Here is a 16,602-nt window from a genome sequence, read left to right on the forward strand (position 1 = left end):
GGAAATCACTCATTCGGAAGACAGGGCCACGACCGGGTCCAGCCGCGCGGCCTTGCGCGCCGGCAGCCAGCCGAACACCAGGCCGGTGGCGAACGCACAGCCGAAGGCCAGCAGTACGGGCGTGAGCGAATACTGGATCGGCGTGTCGAAGGCCGCGATGATGGCCGCGGTGACGAGCCCGCCGGCGACGCCGATGGCGCCGCCCAGCGCGGAGACCACCACCGCCTCGATCAGGAACTGCTGCAGGATGTTGCGCTCGCGGGCGCCCGTGGCCATGCGGATGCCGATCTCGCGCGTGCGCTCGGTCACCGAGACCAGCATGATGTTCATCACGCCGATGCCACCGACCAACAGCGAGATCGCGGCGATGGAGCCCAGCAGCATCGTCATGGTGTTCTGCGTCTGCGCGCTGGCCGCCAGGATGGAGGCCATGTTGCGGATCTGGAAGTCCACCACGCCGTGGCGCTCGAGCAGCAGCTTCTCCACGGCTTCCTGCGTCTCGTCGATGCGCGACACATCGTCCACCGCCACCGTCACGTTGCGCAGGAAGCGCTGGCCCGACAGCCGCAGGCTGCTTGTCGCATAGGGCAGGAACACCACGTCGTCCTGGTCGCTGCCCGTGGGCGAGGCACCGCGCTCTGACATCACGCCCACCACCTGCAGGATCAGGTTGTTGATCAGCACGTACTGGCCCACCGGGTCGCTGCCGTCGGCGAACAGGGCGTTGGCCACGGTCTGGCCCAGCACCGCCACCTTGGCGTAGGTCTGGTCGTCCTCCTCGCTGAAGAAGCTGCCCTGCGCCACCGGCCATTGCCGCGCGATCGGGAACTTGGCCGAGGTGCCGGTCACGGTCGTGCTGTAGTCGGCGCCCGAGCGCCGCAGCGTGGCCGTGCTGGTCTGCTCCGGCACGGCGGCCAGCACATTGGGCACCGCGTCGATGGCGTAGACGTCGGGCAGCACCAGCGTGGCCGTGCTGTTGAAGCCGCGCTGGTTGGGGGCGCCCGGCCGCACCAGCAGCAGGTTGGAGCCCATGGCGCTGATGCGGTCGATCACGGCCTGCTTGGCGCCGTCGCCGATGGCCAGCATGGCGATCACCGAGCCCACGCCGATCACGATGCCCAGCAGCGTCAGCACGGAGCGGAACACGTTGGCGCGCAATGAGCGCAGCGCCATCTTGGCGGCCTCGACCACGTCGCCCAGGAAGGAGCCGCCACCGCGGTGCGGCGGCGGCGTGAAGGCGGTGGTCTCGGGCGGCCGGTCGGCGGTGCCGCTGTCCGACAGGATGTGGCCGTCCTTGATCTCGATCAGCCGGTGCGCGTGTTCTGCCACTTCGCGGGCGTGCGTGATCAGGATCACCGTATGCCCGCGCGCCGACAGGTCGGCCAGCAAGGCCATCACGTCGGCGCCGCTCCTGCTGTCCAGTGCGCCCGTAGGCTCGTCGGCCAGGATGATGCGCCCGCCATTCATGAGTGCCCGCGCGATCGACACGCGCTGCTGCTGCCCGCCAGACAGCTGGTTGGGCCGGTGGTGGTGGCGCGCGCCCAGGCCCAGCCCGCTCAGCAGCTCCAATGCATGCGCATGGCGCCGGGCCGCCGGCATGCCGGAGTACATGGCCGGCACCTCGACATTCTCGGCCGCGCTGGCGGTGGCGATGAGGTTGTAGCTCTGGAACACGAAACCGAAGTCGTCGCGGCGCAGCAGCGCGAGCTCGTCGCGCGAGAGCTGCGAAACGTCGCGGCCCAGGAAGTGGTAGCTGCCCGTGGTCGGTCGGTCCAGGCAGCCCAGGATGTTCATGAGCGTGGACTTGCCTGAACCCGAGGCGCCCACGATGGCGATGAACTCGCCCTCGCGAATGGTCAGGTCGATGCCGTGCAGCACTTGCACCGACAGGTCGCCGTTGGCGTAGGTCTTGGTGACGCCTTTCAGTTCGATCAGCGGTGCGCCCGGCGGGAAGGCCGCAGGCGTCAGCGCCGGGTCTTCCACCGGCTTCATCAGCGCGGGCCTCCAGGTGGCAGCATGGGCATGCCGCCACCGCCCTGCAGGCCGGAGCGCTGTTGGCCGGCGCCCTGGTTGCCCCTCGCACCCGAGGCCGCGCCGGCCGGCTGGCGCAGGCCGGCGATGACCTCGTCGCCCTCGGCCAGGCCGGACAGGATCTGCACCTGCACGCGGTTGCCGATGCCGATCTCCACGCGGCGCTCCTCGGTGCGGCCTTCTGCGTCGATCACGCGCACCGTGGCCTGGCGCGGTCCGCGCGGCGGCATGCCGGTCGGGCCCATGAACAGGCCACGGTTGACGGCCTCGGCAGCCTGGTTTGGTGCACGCACGGCGGCCACACGCTCGGCCGGCGGCGCATCGGCCTTCACGGGCGTGCGGGGACCGGCCTCGGCACCCTCGCGTTCGCGCCGCGGATCGGCCGGCTGGCCTTCGGTCGGTGCACGCGCGCCTGAGGCGGCGGCCGCGGGCGCCGATGCCGCGCCAGCCGGACCGCCAGGCCCCGATTGGCGGCGCGGCCCGCGCGGCTGGCTCTGCACAGCGCCAGCCGGCACCAGCAGCGTGCCCTGCGCCTGGGCTGCGATGAAGAACACCTGGGCCGTCATCGAGGTCATGAGGCGCTGGTCGGCGTTGGGCACGTCGAACAGCGCGTTGTAGAGCACCACGTTGTTGGTCACGGTGGGTGTGGGCTCCACCTTGCGCAACCGGCCGTACCAGCGCTGGCCCTGGCTGCCCAGCGTCGTGAAGTACACGGGCATGGTCACGCGCAGCCGGCCCACGTCGGCCTCCGACACCTGCGTCTGCACCGTCATGGTCGACAGGTCGGCCACGCGCAGGATGATGGGCGCGGACTGGTTGGCATTGAGCGTCTGGCCCTGGCGCGCCGTGACCGAGACCACGGCGCCCGAGATCGGGGCGTAGATGCGGGCGTAGTTGAGGTTGGCCTCGCTGGCCCGGAGCAGGGACTGGGTCTGCTCGATCGAGGCCTTCTGCGCCGCCAGTTGGGCCTCGGCCGAGCGCAGGTTGTTCTCGGCCGTGCGCAGCGCCTCGACCGTGGTGGCGTCGGCCGCTATCAGGTTCTTTTGGCGCAGGTGCTGGTCGCGCGCCAGCACCAGGGCCGCCTCGCGCACGAGCAGGTTGGCCTGCAGGCTGCGCAGTCCGGCGCGGCTGGCGTCCACGTTGGCCAGCAGCACCGTGGGGTCGATCTCGGCCAGCAGGTCGCCCTGCTGCACGATGGAGCCCACCTCCACATGGATCCGCTTGAGCTGGCCGCTGACCTGGGCGCCCACGTCCACATAGTCGCGCGGCTGCAGCGTGCCCGTGGCGGTGACCAGATCCTCGATGTCGCCGCGTTGCACCTGGACGATCTGGTACTGGTCGCGCGGGTTCTCTGCCTGGAGCCAGGTCTTCCAGCTCAGGTAGCTGCCGCCCGCGAGCAGCGCGACGGCCGCCACGAGGCCGATCACGCGGGGCCAAAGGGGTTTTCGGGTAGAGGGCAAGGTGCGGACTGAAATTTGTTACAGACAGTAGCGCGCGAGTATGCCGGCACACGGCCCGCAGCCGATCTGCATTGTGTTGCCCGAACATGGCGCTGCGGTAAAGCCATTGCGCCAATGAAAAACGGCGGGGAGAACCCCGCCGTTGCCATCGGAGATTTCAGCGCTGCGTCACTCGAGCTCGCCCATCTGGCTTTGCAGGTAGTTCTGCAGGCCGACCTTCTGGACCAGGTCGATCTGGGTTTCCAGGAAGTCGATGTGCTCTTCGGTGTCGTCCAGGATGCCTTGCAGCAGGTCGCGCGAAACGTAATCGCGCACGGTCTCGCAATGGGCGATGCCGTCCTTGATGGTGGCCTGCGCGCCGTATTCCATCTTGAGGTCGCAGTTCAGCAGCTCGGGCACGTCTTCGCCCACCATGAGCTTGCCCAGATCCTGCAGGTTGGGCAGGCCGTCCAGCATGAAGATGCGGTCCATGAGCTTGTCGGCATGCTTCATCTCGCCGATGGATTCCTCGTATTCCTTCTTGGCCAGCTTGGTCAGACCCCAGTGCTTGAGCATGCGGTAGTGCAGGAAGTACTGGTTGATGGCGGTCAGCTCGTTCTTGAGTTGCGCCTGCAGGTGTGCGATGACTTGGGGGTCGCCTTGCATGGGGTATTCCTTCTTATGCTGCTGTGGTGTGGATCAAGCCGCGCATTCTCGTGCTCCTCCAAGGCGGGCACCAGACAAAGCCCCCGCATTCGCGGTGTGGCTGCGGCTGACATTGATAGGCGTTCTTGCTCAGAGCGTGACAGACCGGTGGCCGCGCATTGGCTTTTTCAATGCAGCCCATATCGGCAAACGATTGGTCTGCGCCTGGGTGCGGGGGTTAAAGTTCGGGCTTCGCGATTTCCCAACTGCCTTCATAGGAACAACATGTCTTTGATCAACACGCAAGTCCAACCCTTCAAGACCACCGCCTTCGTGAACCGCGCCGGCAAGGGCGAGTTCATCGAAGTGACCGAAGCGACGCTGAAGGGCAAGTGGTCCGTCCTGATCTTCATGCCGGCAGCCTTCACGTTCAACTGCCCGACCGAGATCGAAGACGCTGCCGAGAACTACGCCGAATTCCAGAAGGCAGGCGCCGAGGTCTACATCGTGACCACCGACACGCACTTCTCGCACAAAGTCTGGCACGAAACCTCGGACGCCGTCGGCAAGGCCAAGTTCCCGCTCGTCGGCGACCCGACGCACCAGCTGACCAACGCCTTCGGCGTGCACATCCCCGAAGAAGGCCTGGCACTGCGCGGCACCTTCGTGGTCAACCCCGATGGCGTGATCAAGACGCTGGAAATCCACTCCAACGAAATCGCCCGTGACGTGTCGGAAACCCTGCGCAAGCTGAAGGCCGCCCAGTTCACCGCCGCCAACCCTGGCCAGGTCTGCCCGGCCAAGTGGAAGGAAGGCGCGAAGACGCTGACGCCTTCGCTGGACCTGGTCGGCAAGATCTAAGTAGCCCCGGCAACGGCAGGGCGCGTGCAGCGCCCCACCAGCCGGACAGCGTCATGGCGTTCACGCGCCATGCCGTCCGGCTTTTTTTCGCCCGTTCGATCCCCACATAACTCCATACCGAAAGGAATCCACCATGCTCGACGACCAACTCAAGACCCAGCTCGGCGCCTACCTGGAGCGCGTCACGCAGCCGTTCGAACTGGTGGCTTCCCTGGACGACAGCGAGACTGCCCGCGACATGCGCAGCCTGCTGGAAACGATCCAGAGCCTGCGCAGCGACAAGATCGCGCTGCGTCTGGATGGCAACGACGCGCGCAAGCCCTCGTTCACCGTGCAGCGCACGGGCACCAACACGCAGCTGCGCTTCGCTGGCCTGCCGCTGGGCCACGAATTCACCTCGCTGGTGCTGGCCCTGCTGTGGACCGGCGGCCACCCGCCCAAGGTCGAGCAGGACCTGATCGACCAGATCAAGGCGCTGGACGGCGACTACCAGTTCGAGGTCTTCATGGGCCTGGACTGCCACAACTGCCCTGACGTGGTGCAGGCCCTGTCGCTGATGGCCGTGCTGAACCCGCGTGTGCAGACCGTCGTCATCGAGGGCAATGCCTTCCACAAGGAAGTGACCGAGCGCGAGATCATGGCCGTGCCCATGGTGTTCCTGAACGGCGAGGTGTTCGGCGCGGGCCGCATGTCGCTCGAAGAGATCGTCGCCAAGCTGGACACCGGCGCGGCTGCGCGCGAGGGAGCCAAGCTGTCGGCCAAGGACCCCTACGACGTGCTGATCGTGGGCGGTGGCCCGGCCGGTGCTGCCGCCGCCGTCTATGCGGCGCGCAAGGGCATCCGCACCGGCGTCGCGGCCGAACGCTTCGGCGGCCAGGTCAACGACACGCTGGGCATCGAGAACTACATCTCCATCGTGGAGACCGATGGCCCCAAGTTCGCCGCGAACCTGGAGGCCCACGTGCGTGCGTACGAGGTCGACATCATGAACCTGCAGCGCGCCGACAAGCTGGTGCCCGCGACCGAACCCGGTGGGCTGGTCCAGGTGCAATTGGCCAACGGCGGCGTGCTCAAGGGCAAGACCGTGATCCTGTCCACCGGCGCGCGCTGGCGCAACGTCAACGTGCCCGGCGAGGCCGAGTACCGCAACAAGGGCGTGGCCTACTGCCCGCACTGCGACGGCCCGCTGTTCAAGGGCAAGCGCGTGTCGGTCATCGGTGGCGGCAACTCGGGTGTCGAGGCCGCGATCGACCTGGCCGGTATCGTGAGCCACGTGACCCTGGTCGAATTCGCCGACCAGCTCAAGGCCGATGCCGTGCTGGTGCGCAAGCTGCTGAGCCTGCCCAACGTGACGGTGCACACCAACGCCCAGACCACCGAGATCACCGGTGCCGACGGCAAGGTCAACGGCCTGCGCTACAAGGACCGCGCGACCGGCGCCGAGCACCTGGTGGCGCTCGAGGGTGTGTTCGTGCAGATCGGCCTGGTGCCCAACACCGAGTGGCTCAAGGGCACGGTGGAGCTGTCCAAGCACGGCGAGATCATCGTCGACGCACGGGGCCAGACCTCCGTGCCCGGCGTGTTCGCGGCGGGTGACGTGACGACCACGCCCTACAAGCAGATCGTGATCGCCGCGGGCGAGGGCGCCAAGGCGGCACTCAGCGCGTTCGACCACCTGATCCGCAGTTCGGCCCCGGTCGGGGCCTGAGCGGGTCAGCGCGCCAGGCGGCTCAGTAGGTGAGCCGCTCGGGCCGCACCTCCTGCAGGATGGTGGTGGCGATCTCTTCGATCGACTTGGTCGTGGTGCTGAGCCAGCGGATGCCGCTGCGCCGCATCATCGATTCGGCCGCGGCCACCTCCATGCGGCAGTTCTCGATCGAGGCATAGCGCGAGTTGGGCCGGCGCTCGTTGCGGATCTCCGAGAGCCGCTCGGGGTTGATGGTCAGGCCGAACAGCTTGGCGCGGTGCGGCACCAGCGCGGGTGGCAGGTGGTTGCGGTCGAAGTCTTCAGGGATCAGCGGGTAGTTGGAAGCCTTCAGCCCGTACTGCATGGCCAGGTAGAGCGAGGTCGGCGTCTTGCCGCTGCGGGAGACGCCGACCAGGATCACGTCGGACTGCTGCAGGTCGCGGTCGCTCTGGCCGTCGTCGTGTTCCAGCGAGAAGTTGATCGCCGCGATGCGGTCGTTGTAGGCCTGGCTCTTGCTGATGTCGCTGAAGCGGCCCACACGGTGGTGGGACTTGATGCCCAGCTCCACTTCGAGCGGCCGCACGAAGGTGCCGAACATGTCCAGCAGCATGCCGTTGCAGTGCTGCTCGAAGAACTGCAGCACCTCCACGTTGACGATGGTCGTGAACACCAGCGGCTTGCGACCCTCGACCTCGGCCGTGTGGTTGATCTGGCGCACGGCCTGGTGGGCCTTGTCGATGGTGTCGACGAAGGGCAGGCGGACGTGGCGCGTCTTCATGTCGAACTGCGCCAGGATGGCGTTGCCGAAGGTTTCGGCAGTGATGCCCGTGCCGTCGGAAATGAAGAATACGGTGCGGGTCGTCATAGGTGCTCCAGAAACTGCGCGGCCATTTTGCAGGAACTGTGCCTACACACCGCGCGCGGGCTGGCCCCTACAATGCCGCCCCAATGTCCCAGATTTTCACCATGTGGTGCGCGCACACACAGCAACGACAACGACGTTGCGCCGCCGGCATGGACGACGTTGCTGACGGCGGGGTGTCCTGCGGGCAGCGTGCAGACGGTTTTTCAACCTTTGGAGCTTTCCCATGTCTGCACTCTTTGAGGCGACCGCCCTGGTCGTACCGTTTGAGAACCTGAGGATGACCGACGTCGAGGCGGTTGGCGGCAAGAACGCCAGCCTCGGCGAAATGATCTCGCAGCTGCCCCAGGGCGTGCGCGTGCCCACGGGCTTCGCGACCACCGCCCACGCCTTCCGCGAATTCCTCGCGCACGAAGGCCTGACCCAGCGCATCGCGCAGCGGCTCGCCACGCTGGACATTGAGGACGTGCGCGCGCTGGCCGCCGCCGGTGCCGAGATCCGCGGCTGGATCGAGGCCCAGCCGTTCCCGGCGGCACTGGAGAAGGGCGTGCGCGATGCCTTCGCCAAGCTCTCGGCCGGCAACGACCAGGCCAGCTTCGCCGTGCGCTCCTCCGCCACCGCGGAAGACCTGCCCGACGCCTCGTTCGCAGGCCAGCAGGAGACCTTCCTGAACGTGGTCGGCATCGAGGACGTGTTGCACAAGATGAAGGAGGTCTTCGCCTCCCTGTACAACGACCGCGCCATCAGCTACCGCGTGCACAAGGGCTTCGCCCATGACGTGGTGGCTCTGTCGGCCGGCGTGCAGCGCATGGTGCGCTCCGACCTGGGCGCGGCCGGCGTGATGTTCACGATCGACACCGAGTCCGGCTTCGACCAGGTGGTGTTCATCACCTCCAGCTACGGCCTGGGCGAGACCGTGGTGCAGGGCGCCGTGAACCCCGACGAGTTCTACGCCCACAAGCCCATGCTCAAGGCCGGCAAGAAGGCCGTGATCCGCCGCAACCTGGGTAGCAAGCTGATCCAGATGGTGTTCGCCACCCCCGAGGAAAAGAAGGCCAGCGGCAAGCTGGTCAAGACCGTGGACGTGCCGACCGAGCTGCGCAACCGCTATTCGCTGACCGACGCCGAGGTCGAGCAACTGGCCCAGTACGCCCTGGTGATCGAGGAGCACTACGGCCGCCCGATGGACATCGAGTGGGGCAAGGACGGCACCGATGGCCAGCTCTACATCCTGCAGGCCCGCCCCGAGACCGTGAAAAGCCAACAGGCCGGCAAGGCCGAGCAGCGCTACAAGCTCAAGGGCCGCAGCGCCGTGCTGGCAGAAGGTCGAGCCATTGGCCAGAAGATCGGTACCGGCCCGGTGCGCCTGGTCCACCACATCAGCCAGATGGACGAGGTGCAGCCCGGCGACGTGCTCGTGACCGACATGACGGATCCGAACTGGGAGCCTGTCATGAAGCGCGCCAGCGCCATCGTGACCAACCGTGGCGGCCGCACCTGCCACGCGGCCATCATTGCGCGCGAACTGGGCATCCCGGCCGTGGTCGGCTGCGGCGACGCGACCGAGCGGCTGAAGACCGGCACGCTGGTCACCGTGAGCTGTGCCGAGGGCGACACCGGCCACATCTACGACGGCCTGCTGGAAACCGAAGTGACCGAGGTCGAGCGCGGCGCCATGCCCGAGATCAAGACCAAGATCATGATGAACGTGGGCAACCCGCAGCTGGCCTTCGACTTCTGCCAGCTGCCCAACGCGGGCGTGGGCCTGGCGCGGCTGGAGTTCATCATCAACAACAACATCGGCGTGCACCCCAAGGCCATTCTCGACTACCCGAACGTCGATGCCGACCTCAAGAAGGCCGTCGAGTCGGTGGCCCGCGGCCATGCGTCGCCGCGCGCCTTCTACGTCGACAAGGTTGCCGAGGGCGTGGCGACCATCGCCGCGGCCTTCTGGCCCAAGCCTGTGATCGTGCGCCTGTCGGACTTCAAGTCCAACGAGTACCGCAAACTGATCGGCGGCAGCCGCTACGAGCCCGAGGAAGAGAACCCGATGCTGGGCTTCCGCGGTGCGGCGCGCTACATCAGCGCCGAGTTCGGCGAGGCTTTCGCGATGGAATGCCAGGCCCTGAAGCGGGTGCGCAACGACATGGGCCTGTCCAATGTGCAGATCATGGTGCCCTTCGTGCGCACCCTGAAGCAGGCCGAGCGCGTGACCGAGCTGCTGGCCGTGCACGGCCTCAAGCGCGGCCAGGACGACCTCAAGGTCATCATGATGTGCGAGGTGCCCAGCAACGCCATCCTGGCCGACCAGTTCCTGGAGTACTTCGACGGCTTCTCGATCGGTTCGAACGATTTGACCCAGCTCACGCTGGGCCTGGACCGCGACTCCGGCCTGGAGCTGCTGGCCGCCGACTTCGACGAGCGCGACCCGGCCGTGCAGGCCATGCTCAAGCGTGCCATTGACGCCTGCAAGGCCAAGGGCAAGTACGTGGGCATCTGCGGTCAGGGCCCCAGCGACCACCCGGACTTCGCACAGTGGCTGGCCGACCAGGGCATCGAATCGATCTCGCTGAACCCGGACACGGTGGTCGCGACCTGGCAGCAGCTGGCGCGCTGAGGGCGCAGCAGCCATCCGCACCATCGGGGCGCCTTCGGGCGCCCTTTTTTATGAGAACGGCCGCGCCCGTGCGTGGTGCAGAGGAGACGACGGATTGCTGCGAGGTCTGCTGTTGCTGCTGTGGGCGTTGCTGGCGTTCGGGCCGGCCTGGTTCGCCCGCGACCTCGACGCCACCGTTGCCGGCTGGCCGCTGAACTACTGGCTCTGCGCGCAGGGCGCCGTGCTCGGCTTCATCGCCATCGTGGCGGTCTACGCGCGGGCCAAGCGCGGCAGCGAGGCCGCCGCGCCCAGCACCCATGGCCGGCTGCACCGCATCTTCGGGCTCTACGTGCTGTGCCTGCTGGCCTTCCTCGCCGCGATGGCGCTGGCCGAGCGGGCCGGCCTGCCACGCCCCTGGATCGGCGCCATCTTCCTGTTCTCCAGCCTGGCGCTGTACGCGGGCATCGGCATCTTCTGCCGCACGTCGGACGCGCGCGAGTACTACGTGGCCGGCCGCAGCGTGCCGCCCGTCTACAACGGCATGGCGACGGCCGCCGACTGGATGAGCGCGGCCTCCTTCATCAGCCTGGCCGGCGGGCTGTACCTGCAGGGCTTCTCGGGCCTGCCCGGCCAGGCCGGCGGCCTGGCCTATGTCCTGGGCTGGACCGGCGGCTTCTGCCTGGTGGCGCTGTTGATCGCGCCGGCCCTGCGCCGCGCCGAGATCTACACCGTGCCCGACTACTTCGCCCAGCGCTTCGGCGGCCGCTGGCCGCGCGTGCTGGCGGCGCTGGCGGCGGTGCTGTGCTCGTTCACCTATGTCGTGGCGCAGATCTACGGTGTCGGCCTGATCGCCTCGCGCCTGACCGGCGTGCAGTTCGAGATCGGCATCCTGCTCGGTCTGGGCGGTGTGCTGGTCTGCAGCTTCCTGGGCGGCATGCGGGCCGTCACCTGGACGCAGGTGGCGCAGTTCGTGATCCTGATCCTGGCCTTCCTGATCCCGGTGTCCTGGCTGGCCTACAAGCAGCTCGGCCATCCGGCGGCGCCCTTCGTCTACGGGCCGCAGCTGGGGCAGATCGCCGTGCGCGAGGCCGAGCTCGCCGCGGCGCCGGCCGAGCAGGCCGTGGTGGCCGAGTTCGCGCGCCGCGCCGCCGCTTACGAGGCCATGCTGCGCGACGTGCCCGCGGCGCTCACGCGCGAGCGCCTGCAGGCGCAGCAGCGTCTGCAGCAGCTGCGCGCGGCTGGTGCATCCGATGCCGAGTTGCGCGAAGCCAGCCGCGTGCTGAACGCGCTGCCCACGACCGAGCAGGCCGCACGCGAACGCTGGACGCGCGCGCTGGCGGAGATGCACGAGCGTTCGCGCCCGCTGGGTGGCGTGGCGCCCATGGCCACGCCCTTCGGCGGCCATCCCGACGGTACGCCGGCTGAGCGTGCCGCCTTCTCGACAGCACGGCTCAACTTCCTCGCGCTGATGCTGTGCCTGATGCTGGGCACGGCTGGCCTGCCGCACCTGCTCACGCGCTTCTTCACCACGCCCTCGGTCGCGGGCGCGCGCAGTTCGGTGGCCTGGTCGCTGCTGTTCATCTCGTTGCTGTACATCGCGGCGCCGGCGCTGGCCGTGCTGGTCAAGCACGAGGTGCTCAGCGAACTGGTGGGCAAGAGCTTCGATGACCTGCCGGCCTGGATCGCGCAGTGGGCGCGCGTCGACCCCGCGCTCGTCTCGGTGGCCGACGTGAACGGCGACCGCATCCTGCAGTTCGCCGAGATCCGCCTCGGCGCGGACCTCATCATGCTGGCCACGCCCGAGATCGGCGGGCTGCCCTATGTGATCGCCGGGCTGGTGGCGGCCGGCGGCCTGGCGGCCGCCCTGTCCACAGCCGACGGCCTGCTGCTGACCATGGGCAACGCCTTTGCCCACGACCTGTACCTGCAGAGCGGCCGGCGCCGCGTGGGGGCGATCTACAGCGTGGTGTTTTCCAAGTTCGCGCTGCTCATGGTGGCGCTGGCGGCCGCCTACGTGGCGGCCTGGCGTTCGGCCGACATCCTGTACCTGGTCACGGCCTCGTTTTCACTGGCCGCCTCGACCTTCTTCCCGGCCCTGGTGGCTGGCATCTTCTGGCGTCGCACCTCGCGCGCCGGCGTGGTGGCCGGCATGCTGGCCGGTGCCGGCGTGACGCTGGGCTACATGCTGGCTCACCATCCCGTGGTGCGCGGCTGGACCGGCTTTGCCGGGTCGGGCCTGTGGTTCGGCATCCAACCTGCGGCGTCCGGCGTGTTCGGCCTGGCTGCTGCAACAGGTGCCATTGTGGTGGCCACTTTGCTCACTCGGAAATCCGGGCTATAATGCTCGGCTTTGCCTTGCCACACTGCAGTTGACGCCGCGGGTGGTTTTGGCCTCCAACCCTTGAAAGAGGGCGGGGCTTTACTCTTAAGGAGAGTTCATGCGTCATTACGAAATCATCCTCATGATCCACCCGGATCAGAGCGAACAGGTTCCGGCCATGCTGGAACGCTACAAGTCCATGATCACCAACGGCGGCGGCAAGATCCACCGCGTGGAAGACTGGGGCCGCCGTCAACTGGCCTACATGATCAACAAGCTGGCCAAGGCGCACTACCTGTGCGTCAACATCGAGGCCGACCAGGCCGTGATGAGCGAGCTCGAGCACGCCTTCAAGTTCAACGATGCCGTGCTGCGCCACCTGACGGTCCAGCTGAAGAAGGCCGAAACCGGCCCGTCTTCGATGATGAAGACCGTCGAGCGCGAAGAAGCCCGCAAGACCCAGCAGGCCGAGACCGCCGGCCAGCATTGAGGACGGCACTGCAGCAGAACGCAACGCACCGCCGCGTGCAGGCTTGGCAGGCATGAACCACCTGCTGCTGACCGCGTCGATCGCCGAACTCAAGGCCCTGCGCTACACCCCGGCCGGCTTGCCCGCCCAGGATCTGGTGCTGGAACACGAGTCAGAGGTCGAGGAGGCGGGCCAGACCCGGCACATCAAGGCAAGCATCCGTGCTGTGGCCTTCGGTGCCGTAGCCGAGCGGATGCGCAGGCAGGTGGTTGGCAGCAGCTGGCGGTTCGCTGGCTTCGTCACCAATCCGCGCGCTGGCAAAGGTCTCGTTCTGCACGTGCAAGAGTTTCAACCAGTTTCAACAGATTCATCAGGAGCCCACCATGGCCGGACCTAGGCGTTTCAACAACAAGGACAAGCGTCCCAAGCGCAACACCCAATCGCTGCTGTTCAAGCGCAAGCGCTTTTGCCGCTTCACCGTGACTGGTGTCGAACACATCGACTACAAGGACATCGACACGCTGCGCGATTTCATTGCCGAGAACGGCAAGATCATCCCGGCGCGTCTGACCGGCACCCGTGCCTTCTTCCAGCGTCAGCTGAACACGGCCATCAAGCGCGCGCGTTTCCTCGCGATGCTGCCGTACAGCGACCAGCACCGCATCTAAGGAGCGATGACCATGCAAATCATTCTGCTCGACAAGGTCGTGAACCTCGGCAACCTTGGCGAAATCGTCAAGGTCAAGGATGGCTACGCCCGCAACTTCCTGATCCCGACCGGCCGTGCCCGCCGTGCCACCGAATCGGCCAAGGCCGAATTCGAAGCGCGCCGCGCGGAGCTGGAAAAGGCCGCCGCTGCCAAGCTGGCCGAAGCCAAGGCGCAAGGCGACAAGCTGTCCGGCACCACCGTCAAGCTGACCCAGAAGGCCGGCGTGGACGGCCGTCTGTTCGGCTCGGTGACCAACGCCGACATCGCCGAAGAACTGGACAAGCTCGGCTACAAGGTGGCCAAGTCGCAAGTGCGCATGCCCAACGGTCCGATCAAGACCGTCAGCGAAAGCACCGTGGGCGTGGCCCTGCACACCGACGTGGTCGTCGAGATCAACGTCTCGGTGTACGGCGAAACCGCCTGACCCCTGCGGTCTGCAGAGAAGCCGCCAGGCGCGAGCCCGGCGGCTTTTTGTTTTTCCGGCCTCCGTTTCCCACAGCTTGCAGCAGGTAAGTCACTGCTGTTCCACTGCTTATGCACAGGCTTGTCCCATGCTTGTCCATGCGGTCAGCGCTGTAGCGGCGTAGCATGCCGCGCTTGTCTTCGAGGACCCCGATGTCTGCCATGTTCTCTATCGATGACGATCCGCAGGATCGCCAGATCGCGCAGTTGCGCGTACCGCCACATTCCATCGAGGCCGAATCCAGCGTACTGGGCGGCCTGTTGCTGGACAACGCGGCCTGGGACCGCGTCGGCGACGTGCTCAAGGACGGCGACTTCTACCGCTACGAGCATCGGCTGATCTTCGCGGCCATCCGCGATCTCGTGAATGCCAACAAGCCGGCCGACGTGATCACGGTCTACGAGGTGCTGCAGTCCGTCGGCAAGGCCGATGACGTGGGCGGGCTGTCTTACCTGAACTCGCTGGCGCAGTTCGTGCCCAGCGCGAGCAACATCCGCCGCTACGGCGAAATCGTGCGCGAGCGCGCCATCCTGCGCAAGCTGGTCACGGCCAGCGACGAGATCGCCACCAGCGCCTTCAACACCCAGGGCCGCGCGGTCGACAAGATCCTGGACGAAGCCGAGCAGAAGATCTTCAACATCGGCGAAGAGGGTGCGCGCAACAAGCAGGGCTTCCAGGCCATGGAGTCGCTGGTCGTCGACCTGCTGGACCGTGTGCAGGAGATGGCCGACCAGCAGAACGAGATCACGGGCGTGCCCACGGGCTTCTACGACCTGGACCGCATGACCTCGGGCCTGCAGCCCGGCGACATGGTGGTGCTGGCCGCGCGCCCCTCCATGGGCAAGACCGCCTTCGCCGTGAACATCGCCGAGCACGTGGCGCTCAACGAAGGCTTGCCTGTCGCGATCTTCTCGATGGAAATGGGTGCGTCCCAGCTGGCCGTGCGCATCGTCGGCTCCATCGGCCGCGTCGACCAGAGCCACCTGCGCAACGGCCGGCTGACCGACGACGAATGGCCGCGCCTGACCGAGGCCATCGAGAAGCTGCGCAGCATCTCGCTGCACATCGACGAGACGCCGGGACTGTCGCCCAGCGAACTGCGCGCCAATGCGCGGCGGCTGGCGCGCCAGTGCGGCAAGCTGGGCCTGATCGTGGTCGACTACCTGCAGCTGATGAGCGGCTCGGGCGGCGGCAGCGACGAGAACCGCGCTACCGAACTCGGCGAGATCTCGCGGGGCCTCAAGATGCTCGCGCGCGAACTGCAGTGCCCGGTGATCGCGTTGTCGCAGCTCAACCGCAGCGTGGAGCAGCGCCCCGACAAGCGCCCCATGATGAGCGACCTGCGTGAGTCTGGCGCCATCGAGCAGGACGCGGACATCATCATGTTCATCTACCGCGACGAGTACTACACCAAGGACGCCTGCAAGGAGCCCGGCGTGGCCGAGGTGATCATTGCCAAGCAACGCAATGGCCCGACCGGCACCGTCAAGCTCGCCTTCCTGCGCAACATCACCAAGTTCGAGAGCCTCGCGGCCGGCTCGGACGACAGCTACTGATGCCCGCCGGCACCACGCGCGCGGAGATCGAAGCCGCACACGAGCGCCTGCGCCAGGGCCCTGCCAACTTCCTGCGTGCCACGCCGCTGTGGCGCCTGCCCGGCGCGGCGCTGGGCCTGGCCTGTGCCGAGGTCTGGCTCAAGCTCGAGCAGCTGCAGGTCTCGGGCAGCTTCAAGGCGCGCGGCATGCTGCACCGGCTGCTCGCGCAGCCGATTCCTGCGGCCGGCGTCATCGTCGCCTCAGGCGGCAACGCCGGCATCGCCACGGCCGCGGCCGCCCAGGCCCTGGGCGTGCGCTGCGAGGTGTTCGTGCCGACCATCTCTTCGCCGGCCAAGCAGGCGCGTCTGCGTGCGCTGGGTGCGCAGGTGCACGTCATCGGCGCGGCCTATTCGGAAGCCCTGGCCGCCTGCATGGCACGCGCGCAGGAGACCGGTGCGCTGCTGACCCATGCCTACGACCAGCCCGAGGTCGTGGCCGGTGCCGGCACCTTGGCGCGCGAGATCGAGGAGCAGGCCGGGGGCCTGCCCGACAGCCTGCTCGTCAGCGTAGGCGGTGGCGGCCTGATCGGTGGCATCGCGGCGTGGTGCGAAGACCGCTGCCATGTCGTCGCGCTGGAGCCGGCCCTGGCGCCCACGCTGTTCCGTGCACGCGAAGCCGGCGCACCCGTCGATGTCGATGTGGGCGGCGTGGCCGCCGATTCGCTGGGCGCCAAGCGCATCGGCGCGATCGGCTGGGCCACCACGCAGCAGCATGTGCAGACCGCGCTGCTGCTTGATGACGACGCCATCCGCCAGGCCCAGCAATGGCTGTGGCGCGAACTGCGCCTGGCCGTCGAGCCGGCCGCGGCGCTGGGCCTCGCTGCACTGCAGAGCGGCGCTTACGTGCCACGCACCGACGAGCGCGTGGGCCTGGTGCTGTGCGGCGCCAACGTGGACCCGGCCACCCTGGCCTGAAAACTAGAATC

The 16,602-nt window shown here is 67.4% G+C and carries 14 protein-coding genes; 10 read left to right on the forward strand and 4 right to left on the reverse strand.

Annotation, left to right across the window (positions count from 1 at the left end; genetic code table 11):
- Positions 1–9: 9 nt before the first annotated feature.
- From ASF45_RS31010 to bfr, 3 genes are all read right to left on the reverse strand, one after another.
- The gene (locus tag ASF45_RS31010) at positions 10–1,992 is read right to left on the reverse strand and encodes a MacB family efflux pump subunit (RefSeq protein WP_056672734.1); all 1,983 of its coding nucleotides are present in this window, start codon (positions 1,990–1,992) and stop codon (positions 10–12) included.
- Positions 1,992–3,458, reverse strand: a complete 1,467-nt coding sequence (locus tag ASF45_RS31015; RefSeq protein WP_235581082.1) for an efflux RND transporter periplasmic adaptor subunit — start codon at positions 3,456–3,458, stop codon at positions 1,992–1,994. The genes ASF45_RS31010 and ASF45_RS31015 overlap by 1 nt, the downstream gene beginning before the upstream one ends.
- Positions 3,459–3,659: 201 nt before the next feature.
- Positions 3,660–4,136 (reverse strand): bacterioferritin, encoded by a 477-nt coding sequence (bfr, locus tag ASF45_RS31020; RefSeq protein ID WP_056672737.1) that lies wholly within the window; start codon positions 4,134–4,136, stop codon positions 3,660–3,662.
- Between the two features lie 264 nt (positions 4,137–4,400).
- Here bfr and ahpC point away from each other — a divergent pair, with 264 nt between their 5' ends.
- Together ahpC and ahpF are read left to right on the forward strand one after the other, a co-directional pair.
- Positions 4,401–4,976 (forward strand): alkyl hydroperoxide reductase subunit C, encoded by a 576-nt coding sequence (gene ahpC, locus ASF45_RS31025; RefSeq protein ID WP_056672739.1) that lies wholly within the window; start codon positions 4,401–4,403, stop codon positions 4,974–4,976.
- A gap of 133 nt (positions 4,977–5,109) precedes the next feature.
- A complete protein-coding gene (gene ahpF, locus ASF45_RS31030; protein WP_056672741.1) occupies positions 5,110–6,684 on the forward strand; it encodes an alkyl hydroperoxide reductase subunit F in 1,575 nt (524 codons plus the stop codon).
- 22 nt (positions 6,685–6,706) lie between these two features.
- Here ahpF and ASF45_RS31035 read toward each other — a convergent pair whose 3' ends face one another.
- A complete protein-coding gene (locus tag ASF45_RS31035; protein WP_056672742.1) occupies positions 6,707–7,528 on the reverse strand; it encodes a pyruvate, water dikinase regulatory protein in 822 nt (273 codons plus the stop codon).
- Between the two features lie 223 nt (positions 7,529–7,751).
- Here ASF45_RS31035 and ppsA point away from each other — a divergent pair, with 223 nt between their 5' ends.
- From ppsA to ASF45_RS31075, 8 genes are all read left to right on the forward strand, one after another.
- Positions 7,752–10,142 carry a phosphoenolpyruvate synthase gene (ppsA, locus tag ASF45_RS31040; protein ID WP_056672743.1) on the forward strand — a complete coding sequence of 797 codons (2,391 nt, stop codon included), beginning with the start codon at positions 7,752–7,754 and terminating at the stop codon, positions 10,140–10,142.
- A gap of 94 nt (positions 10,143–10,236) precedes the next feature.
- Complete coding sequence (locus tag ASF45_RS31045; RefSeq protein WP_156473245.1) at positions 10,237–12,462, forward strand: VC_2705 family sodium/solute symporter; 2,226 nt, start codon at positions 10,237–10,239, stop codon at positions 12,460–12,462.
- Positions 12,463–12,559: 97 nt separating this feature from the next.
- Positions 12,560–12,931 (forward strand): 30S ribosomal protein S6, encoded by a 372-nt coding sequence (gene rpsF / locus ASF45_RS31050; protein ID WP_056672744.1) that lies wholly within the window; start codon positions 12,560–12,562, stop codon positions 12,929–12,931.
- 52 nt (positions 12,932–12,983) lie between these two features.
- Positions 12,984–13,307, forward strand: a complete 324-nt coding sequence (priB, locus tag ASF45_RS31055) for a primosomal replication protein N (protein WP_056672745.1) — start codon at positions 12,984–12,986, stop codon at positions 13,305–13,307.
- A complete protein-coding gene (gene rpsR / locus ASF45_RS31060; protein ID WP_056186748.1) occupies positions 13,294–13,578 on the forward strand; it encodes a 30S ribosomal protein S18 in 285 nt (94 codons plus the stop codon). The genes priB and rpsR overlap by 14 nt, the downstream gene beginning before the upstream one ends.
- Positions 13,579–13,590: 12 nt before the next feature.
- On the forward strand, positions 13,591–14,043 hold the full coding sequence (gene rplI, locus ASF45_RS31065) for a 50S ribosomal protein L9 (protein WP_056672897.1): 453 nt from the start codon (positions 13,591–13,593) through the stop codon (positions 14,041–14,043).
- A 191-nt stretch (positions 14,044–14,234) separates the two neighbouring features.
- Positions 14,235–15,638 (forward strand): replicative DNA helicase, encoded by a 1,404-nt coding sequence (dnaB, locus tag ASF45_RS31070; RefSeq protein ID WP_063887829.1) that lies wholly within the window; start codon positions 14,235–14,237, stop codon positions 15,636–15,638.
- Positions 15,638–16,591 carry a threonine/serine dehydratase gene (locus ASF45_RS31075; protein ID WP_056672747.1) on the forward strand — a complete coding sequence of 318 codons (954 nt, stop codon included), beginning with the start codon at positions 15,638–15,640 and terminating at the stop codon, positions 16,589–16,591. The genes dnaB and ASF45_RS31075 overlap by 1 nt, the downstream gene beginning before the upstream one ends.
- The last annotated feature ends 11 nt before the right edge of the window (positions 16,592–16,602 follow it).

The organism is Pseudorhodoferax sp. Leaf265, from assembly GCF_001422365.1.
In the GTDB taxonomy this organism is placed as follows: Bacteria; Pseudomonadota; Gammaproteobacteria; order Burkholderiales; family Burkholderiaceae_C; genus Pseudorhodoferax.